Origin of the sequence: Leptospira perdikensis (assembly GCF_004769575.1) — a bacterium.
GTDB classification, from domain to species: domain Bacteria; phylum Spirochaetota; class Leptospiria; order Leptospirales; family Leptospiraceae; genus Leptospira_A; species Leptospira_A perdikensis.
In genome coordinates this window covers 137227-152898 of the sequence record NZ_RQGA01000007.1, presented here as the reverse complement: position 1 = coordinate 152898, position 15672 = coordinate 137227, and the positions used below count along the sequence as shown (strand labels likewise).

Sequence of the window (15672 nt, the reverse complement as noted above, 5' to 3'; positions counted from 1 at the left end):
GGAACAAAATTCCTTGTAAATACAGAATCTTTTCCGAAGAATAGAAAAGAGGAAAAACCTGTTTGAAATCACTTCTTTTCCGCCTAGCGGGAACATTTTCCGCGGAAATTGGCTCCGAACTCTATCTGAAATTGAAGGAGGAAACTCTTTCCCCCTCACTTTTTTGTCTTGATTTTTCACAAGTAGAAGAGGTGACAGAAGTAGGGTGGGAATTTATCAGAAAGATCACGGAGCGTTGTAAAGAAACAGGTTCGAAAGTAGCAGGATTTGGGCTTCAAATTTCCATACCGGAAGAACATAAACAAGGATTGTCTTTATACACAACTGAATCGGATTGTATTCATTATTTAGAATCACAAATCGTCAGTGATACTCCTGCAAACGAACTCGCTCCCAAAACAGAAGAAAAAACTGTTCATTGCCCTGAATGCCAAACACTGCTTAGATGGAGACAAGCAGGTGATTATTTATGTCCTAGTTGTCAGATCAAATTTTTTGTGAATAAAAAAGGCTGGGTATCCACTTACGAACGTTTGGTTTGATTTAAATGTTTTGTGGGTGTAGCTTCCCAAGGTTTATCGGGCCAAGGATGCCTCGGATACCTTCCTTTTAATTCTTTTTTTACTTCATGATAACCTTGATTCCAAAAACTTTCTAAATCTTTAGTGATTTGTACGGGTCTGCGAGCAGGAGAGAGCAGGTGGATGAGGATACTCACCTTTCCGTTTGCCAGTTTTGGTAGAGATTTTAGGCCAAATAACTCTTGTAATTTGACATGTAATTCCGGCTCTATTCCATCATAATTCAATTGGATCTGCGAACCAGAAGGAACTTGAATTGAGGAGGGTGCAAAGGAATCGATTAAATTCAATTTGTCGTACCCTACATAGGCTTTAAATGCCTCTAAATAAGGGAGTTTGTCTAAAGAAAGTTTTCCTGAGTCAAAATTAATAAAAGGGAATAACCATTCTTTGCAGGTTTCTTTCAAATGAGGAAAGTCAGTTTTAATATCCAAAACCGCATGATTTTCTAAAAATCGGACTCGGTTATAGAAGTTTTTTAACTCCAAATCTTTTTCCCATTCTTCTTCTAAGGCAGCCTTGGTGATATATTCAGTCAGTGCCAAACTGAGTATGGTTGGATCAGGTGATTTTGTTTCTTTAGAATTCAAAACAAGTTCCCCCAAATTTCTTTCTTCTTTTACAACGAGGAACGATTCTCCGCGTTGGTTGGTTCTTGTTTCGGATACCACTTTTGTGTGAATGAGATCTAAAAAAAATTTTTCAATTTCACTTTCCTCAATAGGAAGAAAACTTGTGATCAATAGATCCTGACCAAAAGAAAATGTATCTAAAACAAGAATGTATTCTGGAATTTGAATGGATGTTGTATTTAGGATTCCTTGTTTTCCATTCGAAAGTTTAAACTCTTTTCCATTTAGAATTTTGGTTTTGGCTATCCGATCAGGGAATCCAGAAGCTAAATAAAACAGTCTGTCCTTCCCAGGCAAAACCAATGAAAGATTCGATTTTTCCCTGTAAATACGCAAAATTTGATCAAATACTGCCTTCAATTCATAGGGAAAACTTTCTGGGGGATTTTCTTTCGGAAACGATTTTGCTTCTGTTCCAAAATTTTCTTTTCCCACTAACGAAACAATGTCTGCAACTACACTTTCTTTTTCTTTTGGTAAAACGGATAAAATTTTTCCCAATCGAATGGGAAGGGGATACCTTAAACATTCTTTTCCGAGTTCCGTAAGATTGGATTGTGAATCCAAACAACCTAGGAGTTGTAAACGATGAACACTTTTTGCCACAGAGCCTTTGTTTGGTGGGTCTAAAAAAGGTAATTGTTGAATTTCCTCACCCCAAGATTTTACTTCCAAAACCAAACGATCAATGTCCCCTTCTAAAATTTCTGGTTTCGTACGATCCAAAAAAGATTTTTCTTCCTCCAAAGACCAAAGGCGATACACAAAACCTTTGCCTTCTCTGGCAGCTCGGCCAGCCCTTTGTTTAGCACTACTCAAACTGATACGATCTTTGATTAGATGAGAAACTCCCGATTCCGAATCGAACACTGCATGTTTGTGAAAACCTGTATCAAAAACAACGCGGACTCCGGGTATTGTTACGGATGACTCTGCAATGTTTGTGGAAAGGATGATCTTTTTTTTACCTTGTGGATTTGGTGAAAAAATTCGTTCCTGATCTGTTAAATTCATATCACCATAAAGGCTCATCACCACCGCATTCGATTTGATTTGTGGTATGGGTTCCAATCCGTTTTTTAGGTCGTGGATTTCTTTTTTCCCAGACAAAAAAACTAGTATATCACCTTCTGTTTGTTCTACGGCCTTTGGAATTAGGTCCAGTAACCTAAAATTTACATTTTTATTGGAATCCCCCATATGGAAAATTTCTAAGGGATGTGTTTCTGCTTTAACTCGAATTGGTTTCGAATGAATTCCTATGGATTCAAAATTTTGTCCTTCTAAAGTAGCGGACATGACGAGCAACTTCAAATCATTTCGAAAGACTTCTTGGGTGCGACGTGTTAATGCAAAACAAAAATCAGAATCGAGTCGCCTTTCATGGAATTCATCAAAGATAATCAAACCATAGTCTTTTAGTTCCGGGTCTGTGAGTAAAATTTTTGTTAAAATCCCATCAGTTACAAACTCAATCTTTGTATCTTTGTTGGCTTTGGTATCGAAACGGACTCGGTATCCTACCGTAGTTCCTACATCTTCGTTCAGAGATTGACTGATTCGTTTAGCAGCATTTTTTGCAGCAATTCGCCTAGGCTCTAAGATGCAGATTTTTTTCCCAGAAGAAACACCTGCTTTTAGAAGTTCTGTGGGGAGAGCTGTAGTTTTTCCAGTTCCAGGAGGTGCATCCAAAATCGTGACTGGATTGGTTTGGATGGAATCAACAATGGATTGTAAGGCGGTTAGGACTGGGAATGGATACAAAGGAGGGAACACTTTTAATTCTTATAGAAGAGGTTAAGATTGGATTCAAAAAAATCAAACAAATTGTATTTTATTTTCAGAAATCGCAAGAATCGGGTTTTCAGCGGAAAGAAAATCCGTTAGGATCATCTTTGTGGATGAAAATCACAAACACTACGAAATCATAAAAGACTCCATCGAATACGTATTGGAGCACTTCGAGGATCAACCAAACTTGGATGTTTTGGCAGAACGGGTCTCTCTTAGTCCCTTCCATTTCCAAAAGGTTTTCCGAGTCTGGGCAGGGGTCTCTCCAAAAGAGTTTTTGCAATTTGTTACCGTATCACACGCCAAACGTTTGTTAAAAGAATCAACTCTTTTGGATACTACATATTCCCTTGGTCTTTCTGGAACTGGTCGTTTGCATGATTTATTTATAAAAATGGAAGCAATGACACCCGGGGAATACAAACGAGGTGGAGAGGGTTTGGTTTTACAATACGAAGTATTTCCTTCTTCATTTGGGGACATCTTACTTGTATCTTCTGATCGGGGGATACAATCCCTTCAATTTATCGATTCTCTTGAAAAAGGAATCCTTGATATAAAAAACGAATTTCCCAATGCCTTATGGAAAGAAGGGGAGTCGCATTTACACCAAAAGATCAAAGACTACTTCCAAAAATGGATTCTTCCTAAAACTCCGATTCCTTTGTATGTGTATGGAACAGAATTCCAACTCAAGGTATGGAACTCACTATTAAAAATCCCCATGGGAAGTGTTTGCACTTATGGGGATATTGCAAATGCAATAGGACAAACATCTGCCCAAAGAGCAGTAGGTACTGCCATTGGTAAAAATCCCATTGCTTATCTCATTCCTTGTCATCGTGTGATTCAAACATCAGGTTTGTTTGGTGGTTACAGGTGGGATCCTAATCGAAAACGGATGATCATTGCTTGGGAACAGTCGAAACTTTCATCACCAAACAATGATTTGTTAGAAAAAATACATTAGAATCTTTGATGGAAATCTAAACTAAATGCCTTGTATGAGATACCAGAAAGAAACCTACGAGTAAAAAACTTTGTGCAATGAGATAAGTAACCCATGGAACTTGGAATTCCCATTTAGGATGCCTTGTTCCATTGATGGTTGTTTCTCCCATTACTGCGTCAGAAAGCAGAAAGAACCCAGCCCCAATGGCTAAATAAACCCAAACTCCACCAAATGCTAAATAGGCGTTGATACATAAAGAAACAAAAAAACAAAGAACTAGCCCATAAACAAAAGCGGATCCCATCACCCATTTAGATCTTTTTGGGTTGTATACTCGAAAATAGAAAATTAGAGCCGGGAGAACCAACAAAACACCAGTAATCGCATATGGTAATACTCCCGTATACAATTCATTCCAAGTGGTCAATTTCCAAAAAGATAACAAAAAGAAAATTTGAGCAATGGCAAAACTATATATTCCCCCAAGAACTGGATCTTCCATTTGTTTTTTCGCAATAGGAAATTGAAGATTGAACCAGTCTCCTAAAAAAGAAAAACCGATAGCATAGAGAGGATAGGCAAACCTAGCATGTCCCAATTGGAATAATAACCAAGCAAACAGTAGAATTTGAAAGGAAAATCCCAAATAAATCCCTCGGGAATGTTCCAGGCGTTTGAGTGGGTTTGACTCTCCTTGTAAGGTGAACCAATGAATGAAAAATGCCGAAACAATGGCTACAGGAATGGTTGTTAGAATTAAGTAATATACCATACTTGATTCTAACATGGTTCTAAAGAAAAGGCAATCAGGAAGTTTGATCAAACGATCTAACTGTATCCTCCTTATCTTCTTTCATTTCTATATACATTGTATGGGTTTTCGAACACTCAAGACGGAAGATCCAAAGATAATACCCACTTCCCCCTCTGATAAAGAAAGTTATTTGGTTTTACGATTGGTTCGTGGAAAAGATAGAACTGTCGGAAACTTGGAAGAAGTCCCCGTTTTTCTTACGTTTGAAACCCATTCAAATGCGGCTCAACAATCATTTCGAATTTATCCGCTTCCTCTTGCAAAGTCGAAAGAACCTTTCTTTTTACCTTTCTCTTCCCAAAGGAATTACACGGATGAGGAATTAATTGTTGGTTGTTTGTATTTCTTTCCCATACCCAATTTTTTTATAGGGAATTTAATATTAGAGATTCAACATATAAAATGGACAACAGAACGTGAGTTTGTTTTTCATAAAACAATTCCTTATGATTGGCAGGGGAACCTCACCAAATACTGGGAATACGATCTAGATCATAGCGAATTTACGGACAAAACCATCCCATCTCTCTCGTCTTACAGGCATTTGGAGTGCGAAGATGACATTCGTCACCGTAAGGAAATCCCTAAAAAAGGAGTGATAAGCCCTCCAGAAGAGGACTGACCATAAAACAAAACTTAGGGGAAAGGTAAATTTTCCAACTCTTGGACCTAACAGTTAAAAAAAATTTCAAATAAAACAGATTCAACGTTCTAAAAATGTGTAAAAAACAGATTTAACGGTTTTCTCCAAGTAGAGAACAGAAGGTACGATTGAAAAAAATCGAACCAAGATAACGATAGGTAAAAAATTATGCGCTGTTTACCTATGAATCAAAAACTGAATCTTCTAATATTCTTAGTATTAACCTCTTTACTTACGATTGGTTGCCCTGGCGGTGGTGGGGGTGGCGCTGGTCTCGGCCTGATTGCACTTCTTGGTGGTGGTGGAGGTGGGGGGACTGATACTTCCGCCCCTAAATTACAAATTACCTACTCCGGCGTTGTCCGAGAAAGTGGTGCTTTAATTGGTTTGGGTACAGAGCCAATCAACACAACCAATGGAAAACTTGCCTCCTTAACGATTCAAAATACGGGGACTGCTTCCCTTACACTTCCAGGATCCCCCATTGTAACTCTAACGGGAACAGATAGTGCTCATTTCCAACTAACACAACCATCACAAAGCACATTGGCACCAAATGCATCCGTTACTTTTACTTTACGATTCAAACCGACGACCACAGGACTCAAAACAGCAAACGTTCGTTTATCGACTTCTGATCCAGCTCTTTCCGCGTTTCAATTAACATTTACAGGAACGGGTGGAGCGGCAGCGGCTCAATTGGCCATTTCCCAATCAGCAACAGAAATTGCCCACAACGGAAGTTTTAACATGGGAAGTGTGGAGGAACAATCTTCTGGATCCGCCGTTCAATTTACAGTTCGTAACTCAGGAAGTCTTTCTTCTACACTCGGAACACCTGTAGTAGAAAGTTCCAATGCCCAATTCGCTGTCTCTGCTGTGACTGCTGCGAACGGATCTTCCTTAGCACAAGACGGTAGTTTTACTTTTAATGTTACTTTTTCTCCAGCCACTTCTGGGGCAAAATCAGCAACCATTACAGTGAATGCGACCCCATCCAACTATATCTTTACGGTGAATGGAACGGCAACGGTCAAACCAGTGCCAACCATTGGCATATCGCATAATTCAACTTCCTATACTTCTGGTGGAACACTTCCTTCTTACGGCGCGTTTTGGCCAGGAACTACTTCAACGACCAAAACGGTAACTATCACAAATAGCGGAACGGCAACTCTCACTGGTCTTGCGGTGAACGAAAATAGTGGGCATACAGATCAGTTTACAACGAGCGCTGCGGGATCCTCCACACTCACTCCAGGACAAAGCACTACCTTTACGGTTACTTTTGCTCCAACAACAACTGGTGCAAAGGCGGCAGTTGTTCGAGTTACAAGCACTAACGGAAACAATGGCACTGCTTCCTCAGCTGATATCAATGTAGAAGGAACAGGAAAAACGGGAGCTGATATTCTAGTTTCCTGGACGGCAGTGAAAGAAAAGGCAGCTAACGATACAGATGGTGGGTATAAAGTTTGTTATAGTAAAACTACTGGATTTGATCCTGCCAGTGTTAACGGAACTACCATCTTTTGTGATACAGTGGCAAATACAGGTGGAAACACACCAACTTCCAAAACCATTACTGTAAATACATATGGGACCTGGTACATTAAGGTTTATGCGTTTGGGAAATATAATACGGCCGGTGGGACACCATCGACACAAACTTCAGCCACTGTACCTTCAACCTAATTTAAGGAATTGTAAAACATATGAAAACAACGATACAACAACACATTTCAAAACTTAAAATTCTAAGTTTATTGACTGTACTAGGATCTACTGTCTTAGTTTCGGATCCTATTCAGAATCATTTATTTTCTGGTTCGTTCCAATTTCAAAATAGTTTATCTAATGCAGAGTCAAAATCAGGTCGTACAAACAAACCTGAGTTTGCCCCTGACGAAATCGTAATTAAATTCAAATCGGAGATTTCAAACGATGAATTGTTTACTCGTTCAAGATCTCTAGGATTTAACGTAGAGAATGTGAGCAAAAGAGCTCATTTTACAACGGTTAAGATCGCAAACACAGAGACAGTTCAGGAAGCATTGACACGTGCCAAACAAGATCCTGGTGTTGAATACGCAGAACCGAAATACTATTATTACGCACAAGCGGCAGCACCTAACGATACTGATTTTAGTAAACTTTGGGGTCTTAGTAATACTGCACAAACTATTTCATCACCATCTTATACAACCAACAACCCTGGAACAGCGGGGAATGATATGAATGTATTAGGTGCTTGGGATGTGACTACTAGCTGTAGTTCTATCATTGTGGCTGTTCTAGATACTGGAGTTAACTACAGTCATGAAGACCTAACGGCAAATATGTGGGACGGTTCGGCAGGTTGTGTTGATAAAAACGGAGCTGCTATTGGTGGTGGTTGTCCTTATCACGGTTGGGACTTTGCTTCTGGAGATAATAATCCTAAGGACGAAGAAGGGCACGGAAGCCACGTAGCTGGAACTATCGGTGCCGTCGGGAACAATAACAAAGGGATTTCTGGAGTTTGCCAAACAGCAAAAATCATGTCGGTTCGAGTACTTGGAGTCGGCGGAGGTAGTAATGCTTCTGTGTCTGATGGAATTTATTTTGCCGTTCGTAACGGTGCCAAAGTCATTAACATGAGTTTGGGTGGAACGGCATATAGCCAGTTGATTTACGATGCTGTTGAATACGCTAAAACAAATGATGTTTTGGTGGTGGTTGCAGCTGGGAATGAAAATACAGATTTAAAAACTGGGAATTCATACCCATGTAAAAATAACAATGCAAACCAGATTTGTATAGCAGCATTAGATCAAAATTATGCAAGAGCTAGTTTCTCTAACTATGACACAACAACAACTGCTGCTAGTCGTACTGTCGACTTTGGTGCACCTGGTACAAACATTCACAGTATATTTGGAAGCGAAACTGTATTTAACGAAGGAACTTCTAACTATACAGGATGGACAACAGAAGGATCCGGTGGTCTGGTTACTTGGGCTTATCAAAGTTGTACGGTAGGAACTGCTACACTCAAAGGGCTTGGAATACCTAATGATTGTTCCGTGATTGATTGGAACTTTACAGCTCCATACCCAACTCCTACTTCAGTTGCGGCAAATATTGATAGAAAGGTTTATAAAACATTTACCATTCCAAGTAATTCAACAAAAGTATCTGTATTCCATACAATTGTCTCTGATGGTGAGAACATCTCAAATAATTGTTACGACTTTACTGAAGCTTACTATTTAAATGGATCGGGTAGCCCATTTACCACTGGATCCTTAATTACAATGGCTGATTACAATCGAAGCCTTTATGTGACTAAAATGTGCCGTCTTGGTGTGTATTCTTTTGTTGGATCAGAGGAATCAATACTTACAAATTGTATGAACACCGCTGGAACTAGTTGCACCGTTGGTTATCGGTTCAAATCAGATGGTTCTACTCAAAATGGGGGAGCCATGGTTGGAGATTTTCGTTTGAGTGCTTGGGTAGCCTCGAACACTTCTTACGGACTTTATAATGGAACATCAATGGCAACACCGAATGCAGCAGGAGTTGCAGCACTAATTCGTTCCTATAACCCATTGTTGACTTACACAGAAGTCATTCAAAAACTCATTGCTGGTGGAACTGCTACGGCATCACTTTCTGCCAACACACAATATGGTAAGTCCATCAATGCAAACGCATCAGCAAAACATCTAAATCAGGTAACTGGTGTTACAGCTACACTTCAATAAGATTTTACTAATTGGTCTTCTCATCCCTTTTGTATCTTGTGCACAAGGGATGAAGGAAAATATGCCGGAACGAAAGAAACCAATTCTAACCAATGTGCCACTGAAGCCAATCGGCAGTGGTGAGTACATTGTTGGTACAGAAAAAGAATTCACTATCGAAGAATGGAAACAAATCCTCCAAGGTTTTGGCAACTATCAGTTAGAACTCCAAATCAAAGTGAATCCTGCTTACCGAATTACATTCACAGAAGATCCGGGATTAGAAAAACTAAAGATGGAACTCAAACAAAACCCTCAAATACGATATGTGGAAGAGAACGCGAGACTCGAGAAAAAAACTAAAAACTAAATCGCACTCTGGTCTGTCTAAGGACTAAGTGCGTTCCTTTGTTGTTTCGATTTGTTTTCTATTTCTTTTAGTCCATTGCACTAAAACCAATCCTTCTTATGAAGCCTGTGAACGAGCAGATTTGGATTATTTAGTTTGTTCTCTTGTGGTTTACCAATCGTATTCCTATTGTTCGGAACTAACATCATCGGTCACTGGCACCGCAGAAGTAAAAGCTGCAGCCAAGTTCCGATGTGATGCAGAACGTCTGGTTGGCTCTTATCTTTGTGAGGACATAAAGAAAAAAACCTGTGGAACCAAATAATAAAAGCCTATTGTTTTTTTTTAGACATAGAGATTGCTGCCATCATAGAAAATAGAGAGGCCAGTAGCGTTGTCCCAGCGGCAAGCGGAAAGAAATATATAAACTCTATACTGCTGATTCCCAAAAGACCAAGAGTTGTCACCCAGATGAGTTTTTTGATCAAGTTTCGATTTTCATCTAGAGAGAAAGAAAGGAAAATCAAATAAGCAGCGAATACGACTAAAGCAACCGAAGTAATCAGTCCATATCCATAAAAATATTCTCCCATACTTCGATTTGTTCCCATAAAAGGAAATTGGTGTCCTGTCATCTCTTGTATTACATTTTGTTTGATGGGATCATCAGTTTGGTCCCAAGTTGCATTTCCAATCGAATGACCGGCTAAATGAAAGATCAGCAGTCCACTTGCGATTCGTAAAAATATTTTATCATTCATTTTAATTCTCTCTTGAAATCATTGGAAGTCCTAGTTGTATCATTAATAGTTTGGAATTTCGATCCAATTTCTCAAGTCCTTCCCAAATATCCTCACATGTGTTCTCCATGTAACCCAATGTGAGTGATCGAATGTGTTACCGATGTGCCTTTCTATACAAAACACCCCGCACCATATGTGACATAAGATACATTATCGGAAGTAGTAAGCTGCATCATGTAATCATCTGCTCGAAGTACGAGTAGCCTGTTCGCAGAAATATCTGTTCGAAAGGTCCGTTACTAATGCCTTTTAAAAAAAGCTCTCCATACAAAACCAGTTTGTGTCTTGGAAGTCAAAAATTAAACACTCATTATGTGGACTGCCCTTGCGCCTCGCCATTGGATTCTGCATTGAAATCTAAACAGGAAGCGATCCCGCTCTCCGCTCCAATCTTTCGCATCCGCGAAAGGATTTCCGCTACGATCGGTGGCAAAGGAATCTTGTTTACAACGTAACTCCTTTAAGATTTAAAAGAAACCCATCGGGACAAAATACGAGGATCTATATGCGAACAATAGTAATGAATGTAATTTGGGTCATACTTGGGATTTTTTTAGGCAGTGCCGTGAATATGGGCCTGATTACGGTGAGTGGAGAAATCATTCCACCACCGAAAGGAGCCGATGTCACAACCATGGAAGGTTTAAAAGCTTCGATCCATTTGTTCGAACCCAAACATTTTTTGTTTCCTTTTCTTGCACATGCCCTTGGCACATTTGTTGGCTCTGCCTTTGTCTCTCGATTCGCAACAAGTCAAAGACTCAAGTATTCATTTGTGATAGGACTTTTCTTTTTAGTCGGCGGAGTCACGAATATCTTAATTCTACCTTCTCCCCTTTGGTTTGTCTTTGTGGATTTAGCCTGCGCGTATTTGCCAATGAGTTATCTTGCTTACATAACGTTTAGAAAGAACCCATTGGCATGAGGATTAGAAATCGAAGGTTTTAACCTCTACAATTTCGCAAGAAAGTTCTACGGAAGCATAGTTAGGAAGAGCCAGTCCCAAAAGATAAATATTCTTTTCGCAAGCATCCACAGTATCCCGTTTGTAGTATTTATCCGGGTCAATCTTTGCTAAAACAGGAATTAAAACCCCGTTTAACAACGATGAGGATGCTTCAGCACCTGCTGACCCTGCACCAAGTGGTGCGAACTTTACACCATCAATACGGCGAGAGGCTTCGAGTAGTTTTGCTTTTGCATCGGCACCCAAAATATTATCTGAGCTTAACCTAGCAAGTGTTGGTTGGCTACACCCAACCCCCAAACTCATCAAACCAAACAGAAGACCCGATAAAATGTAACTTTGTCTAATTTTCATAATGGAAAATTCTTTAGGAAAAGAAAAAGAAAGTCAAATCGAAAGAATCAGAAAACTTTTCAGGATGACAATGTGAGTGATGAAAAATTCTATCCTGAACTTTGTTCGGGTGAGGCTCTCATAAACAGGTTTTCTGGTTTGGAAATTTCAAAACATGAACTAATCGAAATAAAAAGTTACGGATTGTACGGGAGAGTTGTCAGGTGAAGAGATTTCTGATAGGTGTGATTTTGGGAAAGCCCACAAGCCCGCCTCCGCCACCCAATTCAGGGTGGGGGCTTCTCGGCGGCAATGCGACATAGTTAAATTATGTTTACTTCTTCCCGCTATCAGCGACGCGCTTTTGAATCACTTCGTTTAATACTTCAACGAGTTCCTGGAACTCATCTCCTTTCCGAATGCGAATGGTTTCAATCGGTTCTCCCGATGCCATCCGTTGTAAGGAACGTTTGATACTAAATACGGGACCAGCCATTTTATGTGATTTAAAGACCGAAAACACAGTAATCAAAAGTAGATACAAAATGGATAGTGTGACCACAGCATCAAATTGGATGGTATACATATTCAATTGATGATCGTAGTTCGGAAGGTAAATCTCCCGAGGAACAAATTTCTCTTTCGCTTCACCGGGGCCTGCATCTTCATTCTCTACTTTCCAAAACACAGTCTGCGCGTCTTGGCGAAGACGAAATACCGCACCACCATCGTATTTAGATTGGTTCAACCAATAAAGAAAACCTAAAGTCACAAGAACCCCAGATATAAACAAAAGAGAATAATGAGCTAAAAACTTTAACTGGAATTCCTTATCGATGAGATAGTGAAAACGAAAGGTTTTTTTATGATTTTGAGACATGGCTTCCTTTAAGGTATTCCCCTAGGGTGTTAGGGTAAACCTTCTCAGGAAAAGACAATATTGTCAAAAACTTATAGAAATTAACGGATTTTTTCTGTTTCTAAAATCTTTTGAATCGGTATTTCGATCAGACCTTCCAATCCTTGGAAGTGAAGATGTGTTTCTGACTGACCAAGAATCACTCCTCGGTATTCTGTTCCATCTTCCAATCGTACAAGTTCTAGTCTTGCATGTTCTTCGTAGAGTTTCGATTCACGAGCAAGTATGGTTTGTGTTTGAAAGGCCTTGAGTTCCTTCTCTTCTTTTGGATTTACTGCTGAGGCCACGAGAGAAACTGGTTCCCCCAGTTTTACAGTCGTTTGTTGTTTTGCATTTAAAATAAGATCTCCAACAGCAACAGAACCTTCACGAACGGCAACCACTTCTATTTGCCCATCAAATTGAACGCTAAAAACAGTTCCTCTAACTTGAGTAAGATGCTCACCCGCTTGGACGACAAACTCGCTGCCTTTAGATAGTTTAGAGACGGAAGCAAATAACTTACCTTTTTTAACAGAAAACTTTTGTGACTGGGCATCACTATTTTTTTCAATTAAATCCATAACCACTTCGGAATTAGGAGTGATTCGCATCCAAGATCCCGTTTCGAAGTCCAAATCAATTTGTGAGAATCCGTCGGTAATGACAATATCCCCAGAAGCTAATTGATAACTTTTTACTAGAGAAACCGGCTTGGAACTCCCTTCAGGAAGAACAGAAACCTTTCCTTTGACGGAAGAAACGATGACCTTTAAAGGAGAACTGATCTCCTTTGTTATTTTAGCAGAAGGAGCCAACGCGAGATTTGTCTCGTTTGATTGTGAGGGATTCAATAAAAAAACAAAAAATAAAGTCGCAGCAAGGGAAAGAAAAGATCCACCCACAACAGTCAGACCTAAAGGTTTACGAAAAAAAGAAACTACCTTGGAATCAGACTTTGGGTTGTATTCGAATTGAATGCTTCGCTTGGAAACGGTTTCCCAGGATGGAAATTCTCTGGACTCCGTAACTTTTGAAGGTTTACGTAAGAGTTCTTCCCATTTAGCGATTGTATGTTGCTTATCAAATTCGTTCATTGAAACTAATCCGGTACCAGGTTCTCTCTCTTAGCGATGGCTAACACCTTCTCCGTGGCTTTTATGACCAACCGAGAAGCAGTAGAAACCGAAACTCCCAAAACTTCAGCGATCTGCACCAACTGAAATCCTTCCACATTTTTAAGTAACAAAGCAGAACGTTCTTCTTCCGACAACTCAACCAAAAAAGAATAGAGTCTGTCTTCTAGATCCTGATATTCTGCTTTGATTTCTAATTTAGGATTGTGGCTATGAAATTCGATTTCATCAGAAACAATCTCTCTTGTGGTAGAAAACTTTTTAGCATAATTAATCGACAAATTGCGAGCAATTGTATACAAAACCATGACGGACTTCTCTTCCGAGAGACCGGCATCGCCGTAATGTTTATGGAAACTGAGAAAGCTGTCTTGCATCAAATCCATTGCCGTGTCCGCATTTTGAGTGTACTTGTAGAGGAAGTCATAAATACGTTTATGGCTTCTTTCATAAATTTGACTCATAGAGACAGCTTTGTCTGACACAATCTTGTATGTGTTGGTAAAACCGAGTCTCTGACAAGTAAAATCCCGTTCCTCTCTATAAAAGTAAACAACCGGGACAGGTCAGATTCTCAAGGAACCCAGATTATTTTTCTCTTAAAAGGGCGTCGTTTGCAGCATTTTTATATGCCCCAATCATGGTTGGGTAGTTGAAAATATGTTCGGTGAAATACTCAATAGGTGCCTTAAGATTCACCACACATTGTCCCAGGGCAATGAGCTCCGTTGCTTTATCGGATATGATATGCACTCCCAAAACTCGCCTAGATTGTTTATCAAAAAGAATTTTCAAAAGACCAACTTGGTCCCCACTGATTTGAGCCCGAGTGATGGTATCAAACTTTGCCATCCCCACTCCATAAGATACCCCACGCGCTTGTAAGGCTTCTTCTGTGGGCCCAATGGTTGCAATTTCTGGTAATGTATAAATCCCGATCGGAAATTCTTCAGCATCAACAGGAACCGAAGGGTAACCAAACATATGTTTTGCGACATAAGCACCTTGGTACATAGATACCGAAGCCAAACTTGGGAATCCGATGACATCACCACAGGCGTAGATATTAGAAATATTTGTTTGGTAATTTTCGTTGACTATAATTTGTTTTCTGTCATTGGGAATGATACCAACAGATTCCAATCCTAAATTATCTACATTACCCAATCGACCACGAGAAATTAGAACTTGTTGAACACGAACCACTTCACCTTTATTAGTTGTAAGTTCATATCCTTCATCATTTGTTAGTTTTTTATAGTTAGTGATAGAAGAGCCAACGTGAATGGATATTCCTGATTGTTGCATAATACGGGCCATTTCACCGGAGACATCTTCATCTAAAAAACCAAGAATCCGACTCTGCGAATCGAAGAGATGTACTTGAACACCAATATGGGAGAAAATAGTAGCATATTCAGATCCGATAATTCCAGCACCCACCACTGCAAGAGAGGTAGGCATTTTTTTCATAGCAAAGAGTCCGTCACTATCGTAAATTAGTCCGTCTTCAAAAGGAATGTTTTCATTAGTGGGTCTACGAGGACTACTTCCTGTAGCAATCAAAATGTTTTCTGTTTCGTAGACCTTTTTTCTACCAGCAGAATCTGTCACTTCCACATGGTGGGCATCGATGATCGTTCCCCAACCTGTAAGAGTGGTAACACGGTTTTCAATCATCTGTTCCCGAGTTACATCCTCTTCTTTTTCAATTACAGTAGAGGCACGAAACATCAATTCTTGTAATGTGAGTGTCGCTGTTTGAGGAGACTGGAGTCCATGCAATTTGGACAACTTTAAGTTCCTGTAAAACCGACTCGTTTCTTGTAAAGATTTGGAAGGAATGGTTCCGTAATGGACACAACCACCACCCAAGTAAGGGTCTTTTTCTATGATGGCTGCTTTTTTTCCCATTTTGCTTGCTTGGATAGCAGCTTTTTGTGCGGCAGGACCGCCCCCGATGGCGAGTAAATCAAATCGATTGATGGACATTTGCTAAAAAAACAATACCTATGAAGTGAAAAATAGCAAGCAAAATTGAAAGA

At 39.7% G+C, this 15672-nt stretch carries 16 protein-coding genes; 8 read left to right on the top strand and 8 right to left on the bottom strand.

What is annotated here, in order from left to right:
* The first annotated feature begins 62 nt into the window (after positions 1 to 62).
* The gene (locus EHQ49_RS07835; RefSeq protein ID WP_135578114.1) at positions 63 to 542 is read left to right on the top strand and encodes a hypothetical protein; all 480 of its coding nucleotides are present in this window, start codon (positions 63 to 65) and stop codon (positions 540 to 542) included.
* On the opposite strand, the gene hrpB is transcribed toward EHQ49_RS07835, so the two are convergent.
* On the bottom strand, positions 524 to 2989 hold the full coding sequence (hrpB, locus tag EHQ49_RS07830; RefSeq protein WP_135578112.1) for an ATP-dependent helicase HrpB: 2466 nt from the start codon (positions 2987 to 2989) through the stop codon (positions 524 to 526). The genes EHQ49_RS07835 and hrpB overlap by 19 nt on opposite strands.
* A gap of 121 nt (positions 2990 to 3110) precedes the next feature.
* Between hrpB and EHQ49_RS07825 the strand changes: the two genes are divergently transcribed.
* Complete coding sequence (locus tag EHQ49_RS07825; protein WP_208732185.1) at positions 3111 to 3974, top strand: methylated-DNA--[protein]-cysteine S-methyltransferase; 864 nt, start codon at positions 3111 to 3113, stop codon at positions 3972 to 3974.
* Positions 3975 to 3990: 16 nt separating this feature from the next.
* On the opposite strand, the gene EHQ49_RS07820 is transcribed toward EHQ49_RS07825, so the two are convergent.
* Positions 3991 to 4728, bottom strand: coding sequence for a lysoplasmalogenase family protein (locus EHQ49_RS07820; RefSeq protein WP_244241400.1), 738 nt, complete (start codon positions 4726 to 4728; stop codon positions 3991 to 3993).
* Between the two features lie 13 nt (positions 4729 to 4741).
* Between EHQ49_RS07820 and EHQ49_RS07815 the strand changes: the two genes are divergently transcribed.
* The 5 genes from EHQ49_RS07815 (at position 4742) to EHQ49_RS07795 (ending at position 9815) form a co-directional block, all read left to right on the top strand.
* On the top strand, positions 4742 to 5392 hold the full coding sequence (locus EHQ49_RS07815) for a hypothetical protein (protein ID WP_135578106.1): 651 nt from the start codon (positions 4742 to 4744) through the stop codon (positions 5390 to 5392).
* Positions 5393 to 5596: 204 nt separating this feature from the next.
* Complete coding sequence (locus EHQ49_RS07810; RefSeq protein ID WP_135578104.1) at positions 5597 to 7108, top strand: choice-of-anchor D domain-containing protein; 1512 nt, start codon at positions 5597 to 5599, stop codon at positions 7106 to 7108.
* Positions 7109 to 7128: 20 nt separating this feature from the next.
* Complete coding sequence (locus EHQ49_RS07805; protein WP_135578102.1) at positions 7129 to 9162, top strand: S8 family serine peptidase; 2034 nt, start codon at positions 7129 to 7131, stop codon at positions 9160 to 9162.
* Between the two features lie 61 nt (positions 9163 to 9223).
* Entirely contained in the window at positions 9224 to 9511 is a 288-nt protein-coding gene (locus tag EHQ49_RS07800) for a hypothetical protein (RefSeq protein ID WP_135578100.1), read from the top strand.
* Between the two features lie 28 nt (positions 9512 to 9539).
* Positions 9540 to 9815 (top strand): hypothetical protein, encoded by a 276-nt coding sequence (locus tag EHQ49_RS07795; RefSeq protein WP_135578098.1) that lies wholly within the window; start codon positions 9540 to 9542, stop codon positions 9813 to 9815.
* Positions 9816 to 9822: 7 nt separating this feature from the next.
* Here EHQ49_RS07795 and EHQ49_RS07790 read toward each other — a convergent pair whose 3' ends face one another.
* Positions 9823 to 10251: an LIC_13387 family protein gene (locus EHQ49_RS07790; RefSeq protein ID WP_135578096.1), complete on the bottom strand. Its 429-nt coding sequence runs from the start codon at positions 10249 to 10251 to the stop codon at positions 9823 to 9825.
* 547 nt (positions 10252 to 10798) lie between these two features.
* On the opposite strand from EHQ49_RS07790, the gene EHQ49_RS07785 reads away from it, so the two are divergent.
* Entirely contained in the window at positions 10799 to 11218 is a 420-nt protein-coding gene (locus tag EHQ49_RS07785; RefSeq protein WP_135578094.1) for a hypothetical protein, read from the top strand.
* Positions 11219 to 11221: 3 nt separating this feature from the next.
* On the opposite strand, the gene EHQ49_RS07780 is transcribed toward EHQ49_RS07785, so the two are convergent.
* The 5 genes from EHQ49_RS07780 to sthA form a co-directional block, all read right to left on the bottom strand.
* Positions 11222 to 11614: a TIGR04452 family lipoprotein gene (locus tag EHQ49_RS07780; protein WP_135578092.1), complete on the bottom strand. Its 393-nt coding sequence runs from the start codon at positions 11612 to 11614 to the stop codon at positions 11222 to 11224.
* A gap of 313 nt (positions 11615 to 11927) precedes the next feature.
* Positions 11928 to 12473, bottom strand: a complete 546-nt coding sequence (locus tag EHQ49_RS07775) for a hypothetical protein (RefSeq protein WP_135578090.1) — start codon at positions 12471 to 12473, stop codon at positions 11928 to 11930.
* A gap of 80 nt (positions 12474 to 12553) precedes the next feature.
* The gene (locus EHQ49_RS07770) at positions 12554 to 13588 is read right to left on the bottom strand and encodes a FecR domain-containing protein (RefSeq protein WP_135578088.1); all 1035 of its coding nucleotides are present in this window, start codon (positions 13586 to 13588) and stop codon (positions 12554 to 12556) included.
* 5 nt (positions 13589 to 13593) lie between these two features.
* Complete coding sequence (locus tag EHQ49_RS07765) at positions 13594 to 14091, bottom strand: RNA polymerase sigma factor (protein ID WP_135578086.1); 498 nt, start codon at positions 14089 to 14091, stop codon at positions 13594 to 13596.
* A gap of 124 nt (positions 14092 to 14215) precedes the next feature.
* On the bottom strand, positions 14216 to 15619 hold the full coding sequence (gene sthA, locus EHQ49_RS07760) for a Si-specific NAD(P)(+) transhydrogenase (RefSeq protein ID WP_135578084.1): 1404 nt from the start codon (positions 15617 to 15619) through the stop codon (positions 14216 to 14218).
* Positions 15620 to 15672: the final 53 nt, after the last annotated feature.

Coding starts and splice junctions, on each gene's coding strand:
- EHQ49_RS07810 (WP_135578104.1), top strand. CDS start 5,597: ATGAATCAAAAACTGAATCTTCTAATATTCTTAGTATTAACCTCTTTA.
- EHQ49_RS07765 (WP_135578086.1), bottom strand. CDS start 14,091: ATGAGTCAAATTTATGAAAGAAGCCATAAACGTATTTATGACTTCCTC.
- EHQ49_RS07780 (WP_135578092.1), bottom strand. CDS start 11,614: ATGAAAATTAGACAAAGTTACATTTTATCGGGTCTTCTGTTTGGTTTG.
- EHQ49_RS07775 (WP_135578090.1), bottom strand. CDS start 12,473: ATGTCTCAAAATCATAAAAAAACCTTTCGTTTTCACTATCTCATCGAT.
- EHQ49_RS07805 (WP_135578102.1), top strand. CDS start 7,129: ATGAAAACAACGATACAACAACACATTTCAAAACTTAAAATTCTAAGT.
- sthA (WP_135578084.1), bottom strand. CDS start 15,619: ATGTCCATCAATCGATTTGATTTACTCGCCATCGGGGGCGGTCCTGCC.
- EHQ49_RS07790 (WP_135578096.1), bottom strand. CDS start 10,251: ATGAATGATAAAATATTTTTACGAATCGCAAGTGGACTGCTGATCTTT.
- EHQ49_RS07800 (WP_135578100.1), top strand. CDS start 9,224: ATGCCGGAACGAAAGAAACCAATTCTAACCAATGTGCCACTGAAGCCA.
- EHQ49_RS07770 (WP_135578088.1), bottom strand. CDS start 13,588: ATGAACGAATTTGATAAGCAACATACAATCGCTAAATGGGAAGAACTC.
- EHQ49_RS07815 (WP_135578106.1), top strand. CDS start 4,742: ATGGTTCTAAAGAAAAGGCAATCAGGAAGTTTGATCAAACGATCTAAC.
- EHQ49_RS07785 (WP_135578094.1), top strand. CDS start 10,799: ATGCGAACAATAGTAATGAATGTAATTTGGGTCATACTTGGGATTTTT.
- EHQ49_RS07820 (WP_244241400.1), bottom strand. CDS start 4,728: ATGGTATATTACTTAATTCTAACAACCATTCCTGTAGCCATTGTTTCG.